The sequence below is a fragment of the Flavobacterium sp. DG2-3 genome (genome assembly GCF_030730925.1).
Classification (GTDB): Bacteria; Bacteroidota; Bacteroidia; order Flavobacteriales; family Flavobacteriaceae; genus Flavobacterium.
This window is the reverse complement of sequence record NZ_JAVAMB010000024.1, coordinates 55,716-72,490: the sequence shown is the minus strand read 5'-3', so window position 1 is coordinate 72,490 and position 16,775 is coordinate 55,716. Positions and strand designations below refer to the sequence as shown.

General features: G+C 33.4%; 18 protein-coding genes and 2 tRNA genes. 11 read left to right on the top strand and 9 right to left on the bottom strand.

Annotated features, from left to right (window positions below):
- The first annotated feature begins 2 nt into the window (after positions 1-2).
- Both Q9Q97_RS21550 and Q9Q97_RS21545 read left to right on the top strand, forming a co-directional pair.
- A tRNA-Gly gene (locus Q9Q97_RS21550) sits at positions 3-75 on the top strand.
- 98 nt (positions 76-173) lie between these two features.
- A tRNA-Gly gene (locus Q9Q97_RS21545) sits at positions 174-246 on the top strand.
- A 151-nt stretch (positions 247-397) separates the two neighbouring features.
- On the opposite strand, the gene pepE is transcribed toward Q9Q97_RS21545, so the two are convergent.
- The gene (gene pepE, locus Q9Q97_RS21540; RefSeq protein ID WP_306160922.1) at positions 398-1,105 is read right to left on the bottom strand and encodes a dipeptidase PepE; all 708 of its coding nucleotides are present in this window, start codon (positions 1,103-1,105) and stop codon (positions 398-400) included.
- A 164-nt stretch (positions 1,106-1,269) separates the two neighbouring features.
- On the opposite strand from pepE, the gene Q9Q97_RS21535 reads away from it, so the two are divergent.
- The 7 genes from Q9Q97_RS21535 (at position 1,270) to Q9Q97_RS21505 (ending at position 7,372) form a co-directional block, all read left to right on the top strand.
- Positions 1,270-2,037: a carboxypeptidase-like regulatory domain-containing protein gene (locus tag Q9Q97_RS21535; RefSeq protein WP_306160919.1), complete on the top strand. Its 768-nt coding sequence runs from the start codon at positions 1,270-1,272 to the stop codon at positions 2,035-2,037.
- 22 nt (positions 2,038-2,059) lie between these two features.
- Positions 2,060-2,752 carry a carboxypeptidase-like regulatory domain-containing protein gene (locus Q9Q97_RS21530; RefSeq protein ID WP_306160917.1) on the top strand — a complete coding sequence of 231 codons (693 nt, stop codon included), beginning with the start codon at positions 2,060-2,062 and terminating at the stop codon, positions 2,750-2,752.
- Positions 2,742-3,497: a hypothetical protein gene (locus Q9Q97_RS21525; protein ID WP_306160915.1), complete on the top strand. Its 756-nt coding sequence runs from the start codon at positions 2,742-2,744 to the stop codon at positions 3,495-3,497. The genes Q9Q97_RS21530 and Q9Q97_RS21525 overlap by 11 nt, the downstream gene beginning before the upstream one ends.
- Positions 3,494-4,000 (top strand): DUF6702 family protein, encoded by a 507-nt coding sequence (locus tag Q9Q97_RS21520; RefSeq protein ID WP_306160914.1) that lies wholly within the window; start codon positions 3,494-3,496, stop codon positions 3,998-4,000. Before Q9Q97_RS21525 ends, Q9Q97_RS21520 begins: the two co-directional genes overlap by 4 nt.
- A 66-nt stretch (positions 4,001-4,066) precedes the next feature.
- Entirely contained in the window at positions 4,067-6,310 is a 2,244-nt protein-coding gene (locus Q9Q97_RS21515; protein ID WP_306160912.1) for a M1 family metallopeptidase, read from the top strand.
- A 151-nt stretch (positions 6,311-6,461) separates the two neighbouring features.
- A complete protein-coding gene (locus Q9Q97_RS21510) occupies positions 6,462-6,809 on the top strand; it encodes a twin-arginine translocase TatA/TatE family subunit (RefSeq protein ID WP_306160910.1) in 348 nt (115 codons plus the stop codon).
- Positions 6,809-7,372 (top strand): phosphatase PAP2 family protein, encoded by a 564-nt coding sequence (locus Q9Q97_RS21505; protein WP_306160908.1) that lies wholly within the window; start codon positions 6,809-6,811, stop codon positions 7,370-7,372. Before Q9Q97_RS21510 ends, Q9Q97_RS21505 begins: the two co-directional genes overlap by 1 nt.
- Before the next feature lie 213 nt (positions 7,373-7,585).
- Here Q9Q97_RS21505 and Q9Q97_RS21500 read toward each other — a convergent pair whose 3' ends face one another.
- The 7 genes from Q9Q97_RS21500 to Q9Q97_RS21470 all read right to left on the bottom strand — a co-directional run bounded on the left by Q9Q97_RS21500 (position 7,586) and on the right by Q9Q97_RS21470 (position 13,004).
- Entirely contained in the window at positions 7,586-8,305 is a 720-nt protein-coding gene (locus Q9Q97_RS21500; protein WP_306160907.1) for a phytanoyl-CoA dioxygenase family protein, read from the bottom strand.
- Between the two features lie 66 nt (positions 8,306-8,371).
- A complete protein-coding gene (locus Q9Q97_RS21495) occupies positions 8,372-9,013 on the bottom strand; it encodes an O-methyltransferase (protein ID WP_306160905.1) in 642 nt (213 codons plus the stop codon).
- 111 nt (positions 9,014-9,124) lie between these two features.
- Complete coding sequence (locus Q9Q97_RS21490) at positions 9,125-9,520, bottom strand: hypothetical protein (RefSeq protein ID WP_306160903.1); 396 nt, start codon at positions 9,518-9,520, stop codon at positions 9,125-9,127.
- Positions 9,521-9,696: 176 nt separating this feature from the next.
- Positions 9,697-10,248 (bottom strand): hypothetical protein, encoded by a 552-nt coding sequence (locus Q9Q97_RS21485; RefSeq protein ID WP_306160901.1) that lies wholly within the window; start codon positions 10,246-10,248, stop codon positions 9,697-9,699.
- A gap of 5 nt (positions 10,249-10,253) precedes the next feature.
- Positions 10,254-11,705, bottom strand: coding sequence for a hypothetical protein (locus Q9Q97_RS21480; RefSeq protein ID WP_306160898.1), 1,452 nt, complete (start codon positions 11,703-11,705; stop codon positions 10,254-10,256).
- 5 nt (positions 11,706-11,710) lie between these two features.
- A complete protein-coding gene (locus tag Q9Q97_RS21475; protein ID WP_306160896.1) occupies positions 11,711-12,280 on the bottom strand; it encodes a YceI family protein in 570 nt (189 codons plus the stop codon).
- Positions 12,281-12,407: 127 nt separating this feature from the next.
- On the bottom strand, positions 12,408-13,004 hold the full coding sequence (locus Q9Q97_RS21470; RefSeq protein ID WP_306160894.1) for a YceI family protein: 597 nt from the start codon (positions 13,002-13,004) through the stop codon (positions 12,408-12,410).
- A 469-nt stretch (positions 13,005-13,473) separates the two neighbouring features.
- Between Q9Q97_RS21470 and rlmN the strand changes: the two genes are divergently transcribed.
- A complete protein-coding gene (rlmN, locus tag Q9Q97_RS21465; protein WP_306160892.1) occupies positions 13,474-14,523 on the top strand; it encodes a 23S rRNA (adenine(2503)-C(2))-methyltransferase RlmN in 1,050 nt (349 codons plus the stop codon).
- A 249-nt stretch (positions 14,524-14,772) separates the two neighbouring features.
- On the opposite strand, the gene Q9Q97_RS21460 is transcribed toward rlmN, so the two are convergent.
- Positions 14,773-15,633, bottom strand: a complete 861-nt coding sequence (locus Q9Q97_RS21460; RefSeq protein WP_306160890.1) for a hypothetical protein — start codon at positions 15,631-15,633, stop codon at positions 14,773-14,775.
- A 160-nt stretch (positions 15,634-15,793) separates the two neighbouring features.
- Between Q9Q97_RS21460 and Q9Q97_RS21455 the strand changes: the two genes are divergently transcribed.
- Complete coding sequence (locus Q9Q97_RS21455) at positions 15,794-16,771, top strand: polyprenyl synthetase family protein (RefSeq protein WP_306160888.1); 978 nt, start codon at positions 15,794-15,796, stop codon at positions 16,769-16,771.
- The last annotated feature ends 4 nt before the right edge of the window (positions 16,772-16,775 follow it).

Sequence of the window (16,775 nt, the reverse complement as noted above, 5' to 3'; positions counted from 1 at the left end):
ATGCGAAAGTAGCTCAGTTGGTAGAGCTCCAGCCTTCCAAGCTGGTTGTCGCGAGTTCGAGCCTCGTCTTTCGCTCTAGAAAACAAACTTTTTAGTTTTGTTTTTGTGAAAATAAAATTTTTAATTTTTATTTGTTTTTAAAATTAAACTTTTTAAATTTGCACCCGGTTAATGCGAAAGTAGCTCAGTTGGTAGAGCTCCAGCCTTCCAAGCTGGTTGTCGCGAGTTCGAGCCTCGTCTTTCGCTCTTCAAAAGCCTCAAACATTGTTTGAGGCTTTTTTGTTTTTATTTATTTTTTAAACCATATAAGTAATGTAAGTAAAAGTGAGTTTTTTTATTTTTAAAATAAACTTTAATAAATGAACTTATATAACTTATATGGTTTAAAAATTAAAAATTATTTCAGGTGGCTCAAGTCGCTTTCTGTTTCTAATTCTGCCGGCTCTTGATTTTGTCTGAACAAGCGAGCTTTCAAGTCTCCTTTCAAGGTGATTTTTTCTCCTTTTACTTCTAACCAGCTTCCTTCTCTTAAACCTAAAACTGGAATTGCGTTGAATGCGTGAAATTCTTTAATTCTTGTTTCACGAGTTTCTCCCATGTGTTTCGATTGTAAATCGGCATCCAAATAATGCGGATTCAAGTTGAATGGAATTAATCCTAAAGTTTGAAAACTAGGAGGGTAAATAATAGGCATATCGTTTGTGGTCTGCATTGATAAACCGCAGATATTGCTTCCTGCGCTTGACCCAAGATATGGCGTTCCATTTTTTACAGTTTCAGAAAGTAACTGCATAACGTTGTTTTTGTAAAGCTGTGTAACTAGCAAAAAAGTATTTCCTCCGCCAGTAAAAATTCCTTCCGCATTTTTTACCGCGTCCTGTGGATTTTCAAATTCGTGAATTCCTTTGACAGCAATGTTGATTGTAGCAAATGCTTCAGCCGCTTTTTTGGTGTACTCCTCGTGCGAAATTCCACCAGGGCGCGCATAAGGAATAAATAATATCGTTTGACAGTTTTTGAAATGTGTTTTTAAAGTAGGTAAAATATATTCTAAGTAGTTGCCTCCGTGCAAAGTAGAAGTACTTGCAATAATAATGCTTTTCATGATTTTTAAACTCAAATTTTTGTTTGTTAAAGGTATTAAAAACTCTGATTTTGTTTAAGTTTTTAAGATTTTAATTAACATATTTTTACCAACTCATTAGTATTAAATTTGGAACTACTTGAGATATTTTTACCGTTTTAAGAATATTTTTAATTTATTTCATTTTGCTGCATAAAATTACTTGTTTTTTAATTGTTATAGCGGGACAGGTTGGCTGGTCTCAGAGTCAGGATCGTTCTGTTTTTAATGGTTCGGTAGTTTCCAATGCATCAGATTTGGAAGGTATTTATGTCATTAATGCGCAAACCGAAGAAACTGTGACTACAAATGCCTCTGGATCTTTTTCGATTTTGGCAAAAGCAGACGATGTTCTGGTTTTTTCTTCGATAAGTTTTAAAGAAAAAAGGGTTTTACTAAAACAAGAAGATTTTTCTAATCTCAATTTTACCGTCAATCTTACTATGATTATGTATCAGTTGCAAGAAGTTGTGGTAAAGCGATATGATAATATTAACGCCGAAAGTTTGGGTGTAATTCCGTCAGGGCAAAAAAAATACACTGCAGCAGAACGCAAACTGCAAACAGCGACTGCATTGAATGCTACAGCAAACGGAGGAACAATGGCAGGAGGTTCTGTCTCTGCAGATCCGTTGCTGAATTTTTTCTCAGGACGAACAGCGATGCTTAAAAAAGAAGTTGCCGTTGAGAAAAAGGAATTTTTTATGAGGCTTCTGGAAAATATGTTTAGTCTGGATCATTTTATTGACCGATTAAAAATTCCGGCAGATTATGTAAAAGGTTTTGAATATTATGCAATAGAAAATGATAAGTTTACTGCAATTTTGAATTCTAAAAATAAAACTTCTACAGAATTTCTTTTAGGAGAATTAGCTGTAAAATATAAAGAAATGATTGCTGGTGAAAAAAAATAAAATCATATCAATTTTTGTTTTTTTGTTTTTCGTTCAAATTAGTTTTGGACAAAAAAACGATGCCAAACAATTAGTCGGAAAAGTGCTGGAACATTCTACTCCAATTGAAGGAGTGAATATCATTAATAATAATACTCAAGTAGCGACAGTTTCAGATTCTGAGGGTAATTTTTTAATACCGGCTAAAAAGGGAGATGTTTTGGTTTTTTCTGCTGTCAATTTGGAGCCTCTAAAAAGAAGAGTCGTGTCTGAAGATCTGTATCCGAATACTTTAGTTGTAAAGATGACAGCAAAAGAAGTCGAATTGAAAGAGGTTATTGTAAATGAAAACGCGAATATAACGGCTGAAAATTTAGGAATTATTCCGTACGGGCAGAAAAAATACACACCCGCAGAACGAAAAGTTTATACGGCTACTTCAGCACCAATTGATAAGCTTTTAAATGGTATTTCGGGGCGAACTGCGATGCTGAAAAAAGAAGTGAATGTAGAGAAAAAGGAAGCTCTTTTTAGAAAGCTGGAATATCTTTTTGAGGAGAATTATTATACTGAAAGATTGAAAATACCTGTAGATTATATAAAAGGATTTCAATTATTTTGTGTGGATGATGCTGAATTTGCTGTATCTTTGAATACAAAGAACAAAACAATGAGTATGTTTTTGATCACAGATTTAGCAAGGAAATATCTAACAATTCTCGAAAATGAAAAATAAATTAGGAGTACTCGTTGTATGCTTATTTTGTCAATTTGTATTAGGGCAAAACGGTTTTAGGAAACCATTACACGGTCAGGTTATAAATGATTTTTTAGCCATAGAAAGTGGTTATGTAATGAATATTAATGCAAATGTCAGAACATTTATTGGTTCTGGCGGTTTATTTGATATTATGGCACAGCCAAAAGATACTTTACTTTTTTCTGGCCTTACATTTCAATCAAAAAAAATAGTTTTAACTGAAAAAGACTGTGCTGAGGTTTTGTTAAAAGTAAAGCTGGATTTGGTAAATAATCAGCTTAAAGAAGTTGTAGTTAAGAAAGATTTGAAGGTTAAATCGCTGGAGGGCGGTTCTCAGAAATTTGTAGACATGCAGTTTGAAGATGATAATCAGTCTACAGCAAAAAATACTGCAATGCTCTCAGATCAGACTATAAAATATGGAACTGATTTTGTTCGAATCTTTAAAGATGTCAAAAAGCTTTTAAGTAAAAAAGAAGACGTAAAAGAGGAAGAGGTTACCGATATCGCTTTTGTAGAATATGCTAAAGATAATTTTACGAAAGATTTTTACACCAAGACACTGAATCTTAAGCCCGATGAAATAGAGCTTTTCTTAATGTACTGCTCCAACGATCCGCATTCTAAGCAAATGGTAGATCCAGATCAAAAGTTTCAGCTGATGGATTTCATGATTAATAAGAATAAAGAATTTAAGAAGGCTTCTGCTGTTCAAAAATGAAAAAAAAGTTAGTTTATCCTTTGTTGGGTATTTTGTTTGTATTGTCTTCAGCATTTGCTTTTCATAAATTTTATGTTGGTGTTTTTCAGATAAATTATGCGTCAGAAAAGAAAATGCTGCAGATTACTTCCCGCATTTTTATTGATGATTTGAATAATGCAATGGAGAAGAAGTATCACAAAAAAACATTTGTGGGCACAAGCAAAGAAACTCCAGCAGATGTTGAATTGCTAAAAAAATACCTTTCTGAACATTTTTTAATCAAAGTAAATGGACAGTCAAAAGCAATAACTTTTTTATCTAAAGAAGTTGAAGCTGATGATGTTCTAGTCTGTTATTCGAGAATTAAGGATGTAGATAAATTTAAAACTCTTGAGATTTCCAATACAATTTTGGTAGATTGGAATTCAGAACAGCAAAACATTACACATATTTCAGCATTTGATACAAAAAGAAGTGTGCTTTTTACAGAATCTTCAAGGAAAGAATTGTTAAAATATTAATGTATTGGTAATATTAATGTTATAATTACTATTTTCACAGCCTAAAGAAATTACCATTAAATTTTTATGAAAAAACTTTCATTATTATTACTTTTTCCTGCAATGTTAGTGGCGCAGGATAAAGCAACAACCGCACCTGCTAGGCAACAAGGAAAGTACGATACGAATAAGTTTAGCCAGATGTACGATCTTATGGCAACGCCAAACATGTTTCGTACAGCTTCTGGAGCTCCAGGGCCGGCTTATTACCAGCAGCAGGCAGATTACAAAATTGATGTTGAATTGGATGATAAAAATTCAAGATTAAGCGGATCTGAAACTATTACCTACACTAATAATTCGCCAGATGTTTTGGAATATTTATGGGTACAGTTAGATCAGAATCAGGCCAAAGCAAATACGCAGACTTCATTAGCTGAAAGTGATAAAATTAGTCAGGTTTTGCCGCTTGATGGTTTTTCTTCTAAATATTTGAAAAAAGATTTAGAGCGCGGTTTTAATATCGAACAAGTTAAAGACGCTAAAGGAAGTGCGATGTCATATACGATCAATGAAACCATGATGCGTATTAATTTGACTTCGCCTTTAAAACCAGGAGAAAAAATTTCTTTCTCAATCAAATGGTGGTACAATATCAATAATTATAGAAAAGAAGGCGGTCGTTCAGGATATGAATTATTCGAGAAAGACGGCAACAAATTATATGTAATTGCTCAGTTCTATCCAAGAATGGCAGTTTACAACGATGTTGAAGGATGGCAAAACATGCAATTCTGGGGAAGCGGAGAGTTTGCTCTTCCTTTCGGAAACTTCGATGTAAACATTACAGTCCCTTCAGATCACGTGATTGATGCAACTGGGGAATTAATGAATAGAAGCGAAGTCTTTACAGCAGAACAAGTAAAAAGATACGAACAGGCTCAAAAATCATTTGATAAACCTGTAGTTATTGTGACGCAAGCGGAAGCTGAAGCGGCTGAAAAAGGTTTCTCTGAAAAGAAAAAAACGTGGAAATTCAGTGCTAAAAATGTGCGTGATTTCGGAATTGCTTCTTCAAGAAAATTCATTTACGATGCAATGGCTGTTAAGATAGGTAACAGAACTGTTATGGCAGAATCTGTGTATCCAAAAGAAGCAAATCCGCTTTGGGGGGAAACTTCTACAATGGTTGTAGCACATACTTTAAAAAGCTATTCTTCTCATACATTCGAATATCCATATCCAAAAGCAGTTTCAGTTTCTGCAGAAGATCAAGGAATGGAATATCCTATGATTTGCTGGAATTACGGTCGTCCAGATGAAAATGGTGTGACTAGTAAAGAAGTTAAAAACGGAATGATTGGTGTAATTATTCACGAAGTTGGACATACTTTCTTTCCAATGATCGTGAATTCAGATGAGCGCCAATGGACTTGGATGGATGAAGGTTTGAATTCATTTTTAGAATATTTAGCTGAGCAGGAATTAGATCCAAATTTCCCTTCAAGAAGAGGGCCAGCAAAAAATATTGTTCCGTACATGAGCGGTGACCAAAAGTTCTTAGAGCCGATTATGTCAAACTCAGAAACGATTCACCAATTTGGAAACAACGCTTACGGAAAACCGGCTACAGGTCTTAATATTTTGAGAGAAGTAGTTATGGGAAGAGAATTATTTGATCACGCATTCAGAACTTATGCAAACAGATGGAAGTTTAAACACCCAACTCCAGAAGATTTCTTTAGAACTATGGAAGATGCTTCTGCAGTAGATTTGGATTGGTTCTGGAGAGGATGGTTCTACTCAACAGATTTTGTTGATATCGGAATTAACGATGTAAAACAATATTATGTTTCAGATACTCCAACGACTGATCTTAAGAATGTTAAAGTAAGAAAAGGCCGTTTCGGATTTGAAAAAGGACCTTTTGTTTACTTGGTTTCTGGAGATAACGCAGAAGTAAGCGATTCTAAGAAAAAAGCTTTAAAAGTTGAAGATTTCAAGCCTTTGGCAGATTATGTAGATCAGACATTTACGGCTGAAGAAAAAGCAAGCATTAAATCTCCTAAATATTTCTACGAAGTAGAATTTAATAAGCCAGGCGGAATGATCATGCCTATCTTAGTTGAGATTACTTACGAAGACGGTTCTAAAGACAATTACAAATATCCAGCACAAATCTGGAGAAAAAGTAATGAGACAGCTAGAAAAGTTTACGCTACAACAAAAGCAATTAAGAGTATTCAGATTGATCCGCAATTGCTGACAGCAGATATTGATGTGACCAATAACTCTTGGCCAAAAGTAGAAACAAAGTCAAAATTTGACTAAATAAATAAAATTTAGGATAAAAAGTTCATCAGGTTCAAAAGCTTGATGGACTTTTTTCTTTTTTGAAAGTATTTTAAAGGACTTTTTAAGTTAATTTTAAAACACTAAGCGTTCAAAATTTAATATCTTTGCGACAACAAAAATAAAAGTTATGTTTGGTATAGGAGGAGGAGAATTAGTTTTCATACTGTTTATCGTGTTAATGCTTTTTGGTTCAGACAAAGTGCCGGAAATTGCGCGTACAATGGGGAAAGCAATGGCTCAATTAAAAAATGCAACTAATGATATTAAAAGTGAAATCCAGAAAGGAGCAGAGGCTAATGGTCTTGATTCAAAATCCTTAAGTGATATTACAGGAAATATCAATGCAGAAATTAATAGTGCAAAATCTAATTTACTTGGAGATACAGGAAATCTTTTAGGAGATACTGCTAATGAAATTGAAAAAGTAAAAGAAGATATTGATTCTGTTTCTGGACCTATAAAACGCCAAAGATAATGCTTGAAAAAATACAGGAATTAGATAAAGATCTTTTAATCTACCTAAACGGATTAGGTTCTGAAACATACGATAACTTATGGCTTATTATTACCAGCCAATTAAACTGGACGCCATTTTTCTTATTATTGTTCTATCTTATTTATAAAAAAATAGGAGGAAAGCAAACCCTGTATATTTTACTTTTTATAGCAATTCTGCTTGCTTTTACAGATCAAACTTGCAATTTATTCAAACATACTTTTCAGCGCTTACGACCATGTAATGATCCTGAAGTGAACTCAATCATCAGAGTGGTTCAGGTTAGAAAATCGTTTAGCTTTTTCTCTGGACATGCAGCCAATACAATGGCAGTTGCAACTTTCTTATTTTGGGTTTTAAGACGTTATTTTAAATACATAGGATTCTTATTTCTATGGCCTTTAATATTCGCTTATAGTCGAATTTATTTAGGTTTGCATTTCCCAGGAGATATCCTAGCAGGCTATTTCTTCGGGGCGCTTTTCGGATCACTTTTATATTTGGTTTATAGAAAGCTGAAACCGCAATATTTTCCGGGATAGGTTTTTTAAAGCTTCTAAGGTGCTGAGATGCTAAGCTTCTAAGTTTCCCTAAAAATTAAACTTATTTTTTTAAAAATATATTTTATCAATAGCCTTCAGCTTTAGCTGAAGGTTTTTTTGTGTCAAACTTATTCCTCCAGTTAAAACTGGAGGCAATTCAGTTTTTTTTCTTTCCAAAATCTTAGAGTCTTAGCGCGTTAGTAGCTCAGAACCTCAGTTCAAAATCGTTTTTTCGCTCCATTCCAAGCCATTTGGAAGCTGTTGTTTGCTAAATTCAATATGGATGACTCTTCTTCGTTCATTGTTTGTGGTTTTATTTGAGGCATGAAATAATAAAGGTTTCATAATCATGATTCCACCTTTTTCGATTTCGCAGATTGTTTCCTTTTCTTTTTCGAAATCAAGGTTTTCAATTCTCAAAATTCCTTTCGAATGCGAGTTGTTTATCACTTTTAGAGCTCCATTATCTTTGGTGGTTTTATCGATATGAATTCTGATTGTGAAATTGTTTTCTAATATTTCTGCTGGAGGCTGTACAGCAAATTGATTTTGCTTTACAGTCCAATTTTCAAAATTTTCAACCTCAATTTTTTGATCAACCGAAATTGTTAAATCTTGATGATAAGCCACAAACCAATTCGATTTTTCTGGTTTGTCAAAATAAATGGACTTCGTTATAAAAAAGCCTTCACCAAAAGTGTCTTCTATAATTTCCTGAAGTTTTTTATTAAAAATAACAGGAAGAGTTTCTGGAACTTCTTTATGAAATTGTCTGATCGCAAATAAATCTTGTGACTTTCTAAAAGTAGCACTTTCTTGATTATCTGTAGTTTTGTTTTCAATCAAAGAAATTATATTTTCAATTTCATTTTCTGAAAAAACATTATTTATTATTGAAAAACCTTCGTTATCTACCTGATTAGAGTAAGTCATTTTAATTTTTTTAAATAGAAAGAAAACCTTAGCACCTTAGTCTCTCAGAAGCTTAGAACCTTCTGATTAAAGAACTCTCGAAACCGTCAATCCATCACGAATGGGTAATAAAACCGTTTCTACTCTAGGATCGTCTTTTAAAAGCTGATTGTATTCTAAAAGTACTTTTGTACTTACATCATTTGGATGAACAGGATCCAGAATTTTTCCGCTCCATAAAACATTATCAGACAAAATAATGCCGCCTTTATTCATTTTTGGAACAATCATTTCCCAGTAATTCAGATAGTTTTCTTTGTCAGCATCAATAAAAACTAAATCAAATTTTAGATCTAAATCTGGAATGATGTTTACAGCTTCACCTAAATGCTGAAAAATTTGGTTTCCCCAAGGAGACATATCAAAATATTTTCGCTGAAAATCAACCAATTCTTCTTTGATATCTATAGTGTGCAATTGTCCGTTTTCTTGCATTCCTTCGCACAGACACAAAGCCGCATAACCAGTATAAGTTCCAATTTCTAGAATATTTACAGGACGAATCAATTTAGAAAGCATGCTTAAAACACGACCTTGAAAATGACCGCTCAGCATTCTTGGCAATAATATTTTCTGGTAGGTTTCTTTATTTAGTTTCGCCAGCAATTCTGGTTCTTTTTCAGAATGCTGTTCGATATAATCTTCTAATTCTTGAGAGATAAAATGCATGTTTTAGTATCTTGTAATTTAGCGACAAAAATACAAAATTATACACTTAGTATCGGGCATAAAAAAAACCATTCGTTTTGCGAATGGTTTCTGTTTAGGATTAGATGAATTTTATTTTTTCAAAGCTTCATTTACATCTTTAGCTGTTTTTACAGTTCCGTCTTTAGCAGCTTTAGCGGCATTTTCTACTTTTTCAGCGCCTTTTTTAGTAGCGTCTTTTACATCATTTGCTGTTTTCTTAGCTGCATTTTCGACGTCATTTGCGGCTTTTTTAGTAGCGTCTTTAACATCGTTTGCTGCATTTTCAGTAGCATCTTTAGCTTTTGCAGCAGCGTTTTCGGCTTTGATTACAGCACTGTCTTTTACTTCTTCGATATCTGTTGTAAGAGAATCAACTTTGTTTCCAAGAGTTAATTCATCTTCTGCAGTTTTTTCTTTTTTCTCACATGATTGAACAGCGAAAGCTAATAAAGCAATTACAGCTAAACTCAAAATTTGTTTTTTCATAATTTAATTTTTTTTAGGTTGATAAAACTTAAAGGTTAAATGGCTGAAAAATAAAAGTACAAATTTTAAAATGATTGAGCTCTTTGTAAGATTATTTTTCTTTTAAGAGCAAAACAATTCTTGTGCCAAATTTTGGATTTTTTTGTAATAGCGTTTTAAATTTTAATGCGAAAAAATTATTTTTTGTATAAGCTGAAATTAATCACAATGTCATCTTTGACTTTAATTAATCCGGCCATCTTTACGGGAGCTTCCAATTCAATATCAGAGAATTTTAAATTAAGAGTTCCTTGAATTTTGTCGTCGGTATTGTATAGAATAAAATCTTTGTATTTCAGTGTTTTATCAGTAATGAAAAAGTTTAATCTGCATTTGTAATTTTTTCCGACAGGTTTTATGTCGCTAATGGAAACAGTGCTGTTCGGAAATTTTTTAGCCTTTACAGTTCCTTGCAAATCTTTGGTCATTATCTTATTGCCACAATCAAATTCTGACATTTTGATCTCTGTATTAAAAGTGTTCTTTTTAACTGAATTTACAAAAACAGTATCTTTTATAGTAAAGGTGTTAGAGCAATTGTATTTACCAACAGTTGATAATCCTGTGATTTCTATTTTAATTTTATTTATTACCACAGCAGTATCTTCTGGGAAAAAAGTGGGTTTAGCACTTCCTAAGAAAAAGAAAGCTACTAAACCCATAATTAAGATTAAAAATCTTGTTTTCATTTTTTTTAGAATGAAATTGTAGCTTCGAATACTAAACCATCAAATTTACCTCCGTAAAAGTTGTTTAAATTTCCAGTAGCTGGATCTCCTGTAAATTGAGCGTAATTTTTATAGTTTTGATTAACGTAGTTTAATTTAGCTAAAATGTTTTTAGTCATAAACCAACCTGCACTTGCTTCAAATTTATCTACAGTAACCTTTTGAGCATCAGCATTAGATAGTTTTCCAGATACAGTATTGTATTTCCCTCCGATATAGAATTGTTCTGTTTTTCCAAATCTGTAAATAAGCTCTGAAGCATATTGATTAGCCGTACGTTTGTCGTCAGTTCCTGCTTTGTCTCCTCCAGAAGCCAATTCGATTGTTCCAAAGAATTCTAGTCCTTTGTATTTTACAAAAGGGTTAATCATGTAGGTAGTAGCCCAATTTTTGAAATTAGGGTTGAACGTTGCCTCTGGGGTAGATGTTTTACTGAAACTAGTAGGAACATCGGTAGTGGTTGTAGAAATAACAGTGCCATTCGCATCTGTTTTAGTAATGGTATTTTTATAAGCGTTATTATTCAATATACCCCAATAACCAAATCCTGATCTATTAGCAGAATATATGTTTGCGTTACCCAAATTTGCATTGTGGTAATATGAACCCGTTAATCTTACTCTTAAATCTTTATTAAGCTGTTTATCATAACCAAATTTAGCTAAGATTGAAGGACTATGTGTCGTGTTAGCGTTCGGACCAGCGGGATAAAATACTTCTTCATTACTTTGATTTAAGTTACCATTTGTAACACCTAACATGCTTACCAATCCGTTTCTGTTGTAGTAAACCTCCATACCCATTTCTGTAGTGAAAGAATACATGATGTTGTTGCCAACAAATGCATTTCTGATGGTGTTACCATTATCTGAACCTCTGAAATGAGCATCACCAAAATTATTTTCCATTTGTCCAATTTTAATGGTAGCATATTTCATTACATCAGCCAAGAAATCTTTTTTGATAAAGTCTAACTTGTCAATTTGTAAGTATCCACCTTTTACATAAGAATCATTGTGGTGTCTTGAAGCCAAATAAATATCTAAATTTACTCGTACTCCGTCAAACAATTGAGCGCCAAGATACATATCAGCTCCAGGAAGCGTAAAATTGTTTTCAGTATTCATTAAACGGTATCCAGTAATTGTTCTAACAGTAGTCCCGGTAGCTGTAGTAGTTGTAGTTGTAACAGTGTTAGGTTGATCGTTGAATGAATTTGTAGCTTGAAAATCCATGTTGAAAGCACCGCCAAGATCAATACTAAGACCTTTAAATTCTCGATCGTCTTTTTGAACGTCAAAAACGTTGATACCGTTCTTATCTCTTGAAATTTGGTTTTGCATGTTTCCAAAACTAACTTGTGCATTTACAGCAAGCGTACTTATTAATGTAATAAATAGTATATAAATCTTCTTCATGACGCTTATAAATTAAAGGTTAAATTAAATTTTAGGGTTAAGTCTTGTCCTGTTTTTATGGTTCCGAGCATTGCTGTCGGAGACTTCATTCCGAATTCTGTAAAAGTGATTTTATTAGATCCCTGAAGGTTTAGACCATCTTTTGTAACCGTTGTTTTTACAGAAGTTTTATAGATTTTGCTGACTCCAGCAATCGTGTAAGTTCCCGTAAGTTCCCAAGTATTATCATTAACTTTTTCAGCAGATTTCAGAACATATTTTATGGTTTTGTTTTTATCTGTTTTTAAAGTTTCGTACGCTACTTTGTCCATGCTTTTTTTCTCACTTTTAATGCTTTCGGCTAAAAGAGTGACTGTCAAAGCTTCTATATCGGTTAATTTTCCATTAGCAATATTTAAAGAAGCCGTTCCAGTTCCAGAAGCCGATTTCATTTCCCAGTCGTGAAGTGTAGAAGTTCCTGCAACAGAAAAAGTAGATTTGTTATCCAAAGTGTAAGATTTCTGCGCTGCTGCGAATGTTGTCATTCCGAAGAATGCAATTACAAGTGCAATTAATTTTATTGAATTGGTTTTCATCTTGTCATGTTTATTAAGTTGATAATTAATTTTTTTAGTACTAAAATAAGGGTGCGATTTACCTCAAACACTCGGCAAAAAGCCTGTTTGTTAAGCAATAAATCAGAATAAAAGTTGTTGTGAATCCCTAATTGATCACTAGGGTATTATCGTTTTTTGCGTAGTCGGTTAGCGTAATATTAAAAAGAATAGTCAAGTCCTTTCCAGCTTTAACAACACCAAGAGCCGCTTTTGGAGGAGCCATTTCAAAATCGGCAAAAGTGACTTGATTTGCACCCTGTAAAATAAAATTTCCGTTGCTGGCTGTTATGTTTACTTGTGTTTTGTATTCTTTACTCACACCAGCAATAGTATATGATCCGGTAAATTCCCAAGAAGTTTCGCTTAGTTTTTGTGCCGATTTTAAAAGGTATTCAATAGTTTTATTATTCTTAGTGTCCAGAGCTTCATAAGCAACGTTGTCCATACTGGTTTTGCTGCTTTTTAGGCTTTCTGCTGGCAGTATAACAGTAAGGCTGTTTATGGCATTTAGCTTGTTGTCTTTTATATTGAAAACGGCAGTGCCATTTCCTTCAGTAGATCTCATAACCCAATCATGAACTGTAGAAGTTCCTGCCACTTCAAAAGTTGATTTTGAGTCTACGCTATATTTTTTTTGTGCATTTAGTTGTAAAGTAAAAAAAGTAACTGCAACGATCAGAAAAATTGATTTGAGAGTTTTCATGAGAATGTAGTATTTTGGGTTATTCATTTTAGTCTCGAAGTTCTTTACTAAAGAAACTAACCGACTAGTATATTTTTCTTGTATCAAATGTATTATGTATGCATAGAATCGCACATGATAAAAATCATTGTTAAAATTTTATTAAAAACCTATAATAAAAAGAGCGCTGATTTTTAGGATAGTAAAGCAGTTCTGTTTGAAAAAGGAAATAGGTTTAAATAGTTGTAAATCAGAAGTTTGCTTTGGTTTTAGTTGGGAAAAATCAAAAGAGAGCCACTCCTGTATTTGATCAAAAAAGTGGCTTAAAATATTATTTTAGTACAAAAAAATAAAAAGCGAGTGTTTACAGCCTTTAAGCTTTAATAAAACGTTTGAAATTTTGAAGAAATTTTTTTCCAGTTTTTTGAATTTTAAATAAGAATGACATCAAAAAACAAAAAAAAATAACAAAAGTGCTTAACTTTGCAGCATGCAAATGGAGAAAAAAGACATACGGGCCTTATCAAAAGAACAGCTTCGCGATTTTTTTGTTGAAAATGGAGATAAAGCTTTTCGCGGAAATCAGGTTTACGAATGGTTGTGGAGTAAAGGAGCACATAGTTTTGATGACATGACAAATGTCGCAAAAGCTACTAGATCAATGCTTGAAAATAGCTTTGTAATCAATCATATAAAAGTTGATACAATGCAGAAAAGCAGTGACGGAACAGTAAAAAATGCCGTACGCCTTCATGACGGTCTTGTCGTAGAATCTGTTTTAATTCCGACAGACACTAGAACTACAGCTTGTGTTTCTAGTCAGGTAGGTTGCAGTTTAGATTGTAATTTCTGCGCAACAGCAAGATTAAAAAGAATGCGAAATCTAGAACCAGGCGAAATTTATGATCAAGTTTTAGCTATTGATAAAGAAAGCCGTCTGTATTACAATCATCCGCTTTCGAATATCGTTTTCATGGGAATGGGCGAACCTTTAATGAATTATAATAATGTCATTAAAGCCATCGATATGATTACTTCAGAAGAAGGTTTAGGAATGTCTCCAAAACGAATCATGGTTTCGACTTCGGGAATTCCGAAAATGATCAAAAAAATGGCAGACGATGATGTGAAGTTTAAGCTGGCAGTTTCTCTGCACTCCGCAATAGACGAAACCCGCGCGCGTATTATGCCATTCAGCAAAAACTTTCCTTTAAAAGATTTAAGAGAAGCATTAGAATATTGGTACAGAAAAACAAAAAGCAAAGTTTCTTACGAATATGTAGTTTGGAAAGGAATCAACGATGACAAAGCTTCGGTTGATGCTTTAGTAAAATTCTGTAAATATGTGCCTTGCAAAGTCAATTTAATTGAATACAATCCAATTGATGACGGCGAATTCCAGCAAGCTTCAGAAGAATCGATTATGGCCTATATAAAAGCGTTAGAAAATATTGGAGTTGTAGTAAAGGTACGAAGAAGCCGAGGTAAAGACATCGACGCCGCTTGCGGTCAGTTAGCCAATAAAGAAGCAGAAGTATAATCCGTAAGGATTATCCGTTGACAAAAAAAAAATAAGCTATTCCAAAATATAATCCGCTAGGATTATCTCGTCGGTAGCAGAAAAAACGTTTCAGGATATAATCCGTTAGGATTATCTCGTAGGTAACAAAACAAAAATATGGATTCCAAAATATAATCCGCTAGGATTATTTCATCGGTATTAAAAAGAGCATTAAAAACGAGAAATTTCCCGTTCTTAATGCTTCTTTTTTTGGACAAAAAGGATGCTTTATTTTTTCAAATCTACTTCTTCTGTAACTCCGTCTTTTGTTACTTTTGCAAGTGTATCGCATTCTCCGTTTCCATAATCTATAGTTGCTGTAGCGCCATTTTTAGTTATAGAAACAATTCCTTTAACTGCAAAAGATTTTCTGCAGGCTGCATTAAACTCTAAAGGAGTAGTAATTTCTGCCGAAAAAGTATCTCCGTTAGGAAAAGTTGTAGAACCGCTTCCGGTAACTACAAATACATTATCCTCCCAATCAAACCAAGTGTCATAACCAGAAGTCATTTCTTTTATCAAAGTTCCTTTTCTAGTATACACTTTTCCATCATCAAAAGTAATGGTTAAATCTATAGAAGCTGTAGAAACTGGGTGTGGTGTTACCAATAGGCTAGTTTCTTTAATAGTTCTTACGATGCTTTTACTTCCCTGAAGTTTTTTGCCATTATGATAAAACCCTTCAAAAGTGTAGCTGATCGTTTGTGTAGAAGAAGTAAAATCATTAGAAAAAGAAACAACCATTTTTCCTTTTACTGTATTTCCATTGTTAAGAGTACAGCCTTCAGCGCCAAAATCTACTGTTTTTGTCCAAGTATTATTGGTTAAAACGGTTGTAATTGTGGCACAGCTCGGAAGATAATTTTTTATTGGTCCGCTTGGTTTTGCATTCACATTAAGCTGAGAACTAAATTGGTCTTCAGCAATATTAGTAACATCCTCAACAGAGGCATCGATTTTAGAATTGGTTATAATTTCTTCGTTGGTAATCGCTGCGGCTGTTCCGTCATTTGTTTTTTCATCAGAATTACAGCTGATAAAAAAAGACATTGTAATACAAGTGCTAATTAATAAAAATTTTGTTTTCATAAATAAATAGTTTTTTGTTCTTCTTTTAGTTAATGAATTCAAATCAGTATTAGTTAGATCTATTTTTGGTGTTTTTTTTCAGGTTAGTGCATAAATTATTTAAATCCTAACCTAAAATACACAACGTATTTTTATTTAAAATAGTATATTTGGAGTCTAAATGAATATCACGTCTCAAATAAAGCAGCCTATTTTTAACGAGATGGAACTTTTCGAAAAAAAGTTTCATGAGTCGATGTCCTCTAAGGTTGCCTTACTAAACAGAATCACTTATTATATCGTAAACCGTAAGGGGAAACAAATGCGTCCGATGTTTGTTTTTCTTACTGCAAAAATGGTTTCTGGCGGTACGGTAAATGAAAGAACGTACCGTGGAGCTTCGGTTATCGAATTAATTCATACCGCAACTTTAGTACACGACGATGTGGTTGACGACAGTAATCGCCGCCGCGGATTTTTCTCTATCAATGCGCTTTGGAAAAATAAAATTGCCGTTCTGGTTGGAGATTATTTATTATCTAAAGGTTTGTTGCTTTCTATCGATAATGGCGATTTTGATTTATTGAGAATTATTTCTGTTGCCGTTCGCGAAATGAGCGAAGGAGAATTGCTTCAAATCGAAAAAGCAAGAAGATTGGATATTACCGAGGATGTGTATTACGAAATCATCCGTAAAAAAACTGCAACACTTATTGCTGCTTGTTGTGCGCTTGGCGCGAAAGCCGTAATCGAAGACGATATTCAGGTAGAAAACATGCGTAAATTCGGCGAACTGATCGGAATGGCTTTTCAAATAAAAGACGATTTATTCGACTACAGCGAAGAAGCAATCGGAAAACCAACCGGAATAGATATTAAAGAGCAAAAAATGACTTTGCCTTTAATTCATGTTTTAAATACTTGTACTCCGCAAGAAAAAAAGTGGCTGATAAACTCCATCAAAAACCACAACAAAGACAAAAAACGCGTAAAAGAAGTGATTGCCTTTGTAAAAAACAATAATGGTTTGGCTTACGCCGAAAATAAAATGGTCGAATTCCAGCAGGAAGCACTTTCTTTGCTTCAAAACTTCGAAGATTCAGAATACAAAGATGCTTTGACTTTGATGGTGAACTACGTTATTGAAAGAAAAAAATAGTCTC

Excerpts from the sequence above, each read along its gene's own strand:
- pepE (WP_306160922.1), bottom strand. The coding sequence starts at position 1,105 with ATGAAAAGCATTATTATTGCAAGTACTTCTACTTTGCACGGAGGCAAC.
- Q9Q97_RS21525 (WP_306160915.1), top strand. The coding sequence starts at position 2,742 with ATGAAAAATAAATTAGGAGTACTCGTTGTATGCTTATTTTGTCAATTT.
- Q9Q97_RS21520 (WP_306160914.1), top strand. The coding sequence starts at position 3,494 with ATGAAAAAAAAGTTAGTTTATCCTTTGTTGGGTATTTTGTTTGTATTG.
- Q9Q97_RS21515 (WP_306160912.1), top strand. The coding sequence starts at position 4,067 with ATGAAAAAACTTTCATTATTATTACTTTTTCCTGCAATGTTAGTGGCG.
- Q9Q97_RS21510 (WP_306160910.1), top strand. The coding sequence starts at position 6,462 with ATGTTTGGTATAGGAGGAGGAGAATTAGTTTTCATACTGTTTATCGTG.
- Q9Q97_RS21505 (WP_306160908.1), top strand. The coding sequence starts at position 6,809 with ATGCTTGAAAAAATACAGGAATTAGATAAAGATCTTTTAATCTACCTA.
- Q9Q97_RS21500 (WP_306160907.1), bottom strand. The coding sequence starts at position 8,305 with ATGACTTACTCTAATCAGGTAGATAACGAAGGTTTTTCAATAATAAAT.
- Q9Q97_RS21495 (WP_306160905.1), bottom strand. The coding sequence starts at position 9,013 with ATGCATTTTATCTCTCAAGAATTAGAAGATTATATCGAACAGCATTCT.
- Q9Q97_RS21490 (WP_306160903.1), bottom strand. The coding sequence starts at position 9,520 with ATGAAAAAACAAATTTTGAGTTTAGCTGTAATTGCTTTATTAGCTTTC.
- Q9Q97_RS21485 (WP_306160901.1), bottom strand. The coding sequence starts at position 10,248 with ATGAAAACAAGATTTTTAATCTTAATTATGGGTTTAGTAGCTTTCTTT.
- Q9Q97_RS21480 (WP_306160898.1), bottom strand. The coding sequence starts at position 11,705 with ATGAAGAAGATTTATATACTATTTATTACATTAATAAGTACGCTTGCT.
- Q9Q97_RS21475 (WP_306160896.1), bottom strand. The coding sequence starts at position 12,280 with ATGAAAACCAATTCAATAAAATTAATTGCACTTGTAATTGCATTCTTC.
- Q9Q97_RS21470 (WP_306160894.1), bottom strand. The coding sequence starts at position 13,004 with ATGAAAACTCTCAAATCAATTTTTCTGATCGTTGCAGTTACTTTTTTT.
- rlmN (WP_306160892.1), top strand. The coding sequence starts at position 13,474 with ATGCAAATGGAGAAAAAAGACATACGGGCCTTATCAAAAGAACAGCTT.
- Q9Q97_RS21460 (WP_306160890.1), bottom strand. The coding sequence starts at position 15,633 with ATGAAAACAAAATTTTTATTAATTAGCACTTGTATTACAATGTCTTTT.
- Q9Q97_RS21455 (WP_306160888.1), top strand. The coding sequence starts at position 15,794 with ATGAATATCACGTCTCAAATAAAGCAGCCTATTTTTAACGAGATGGAA.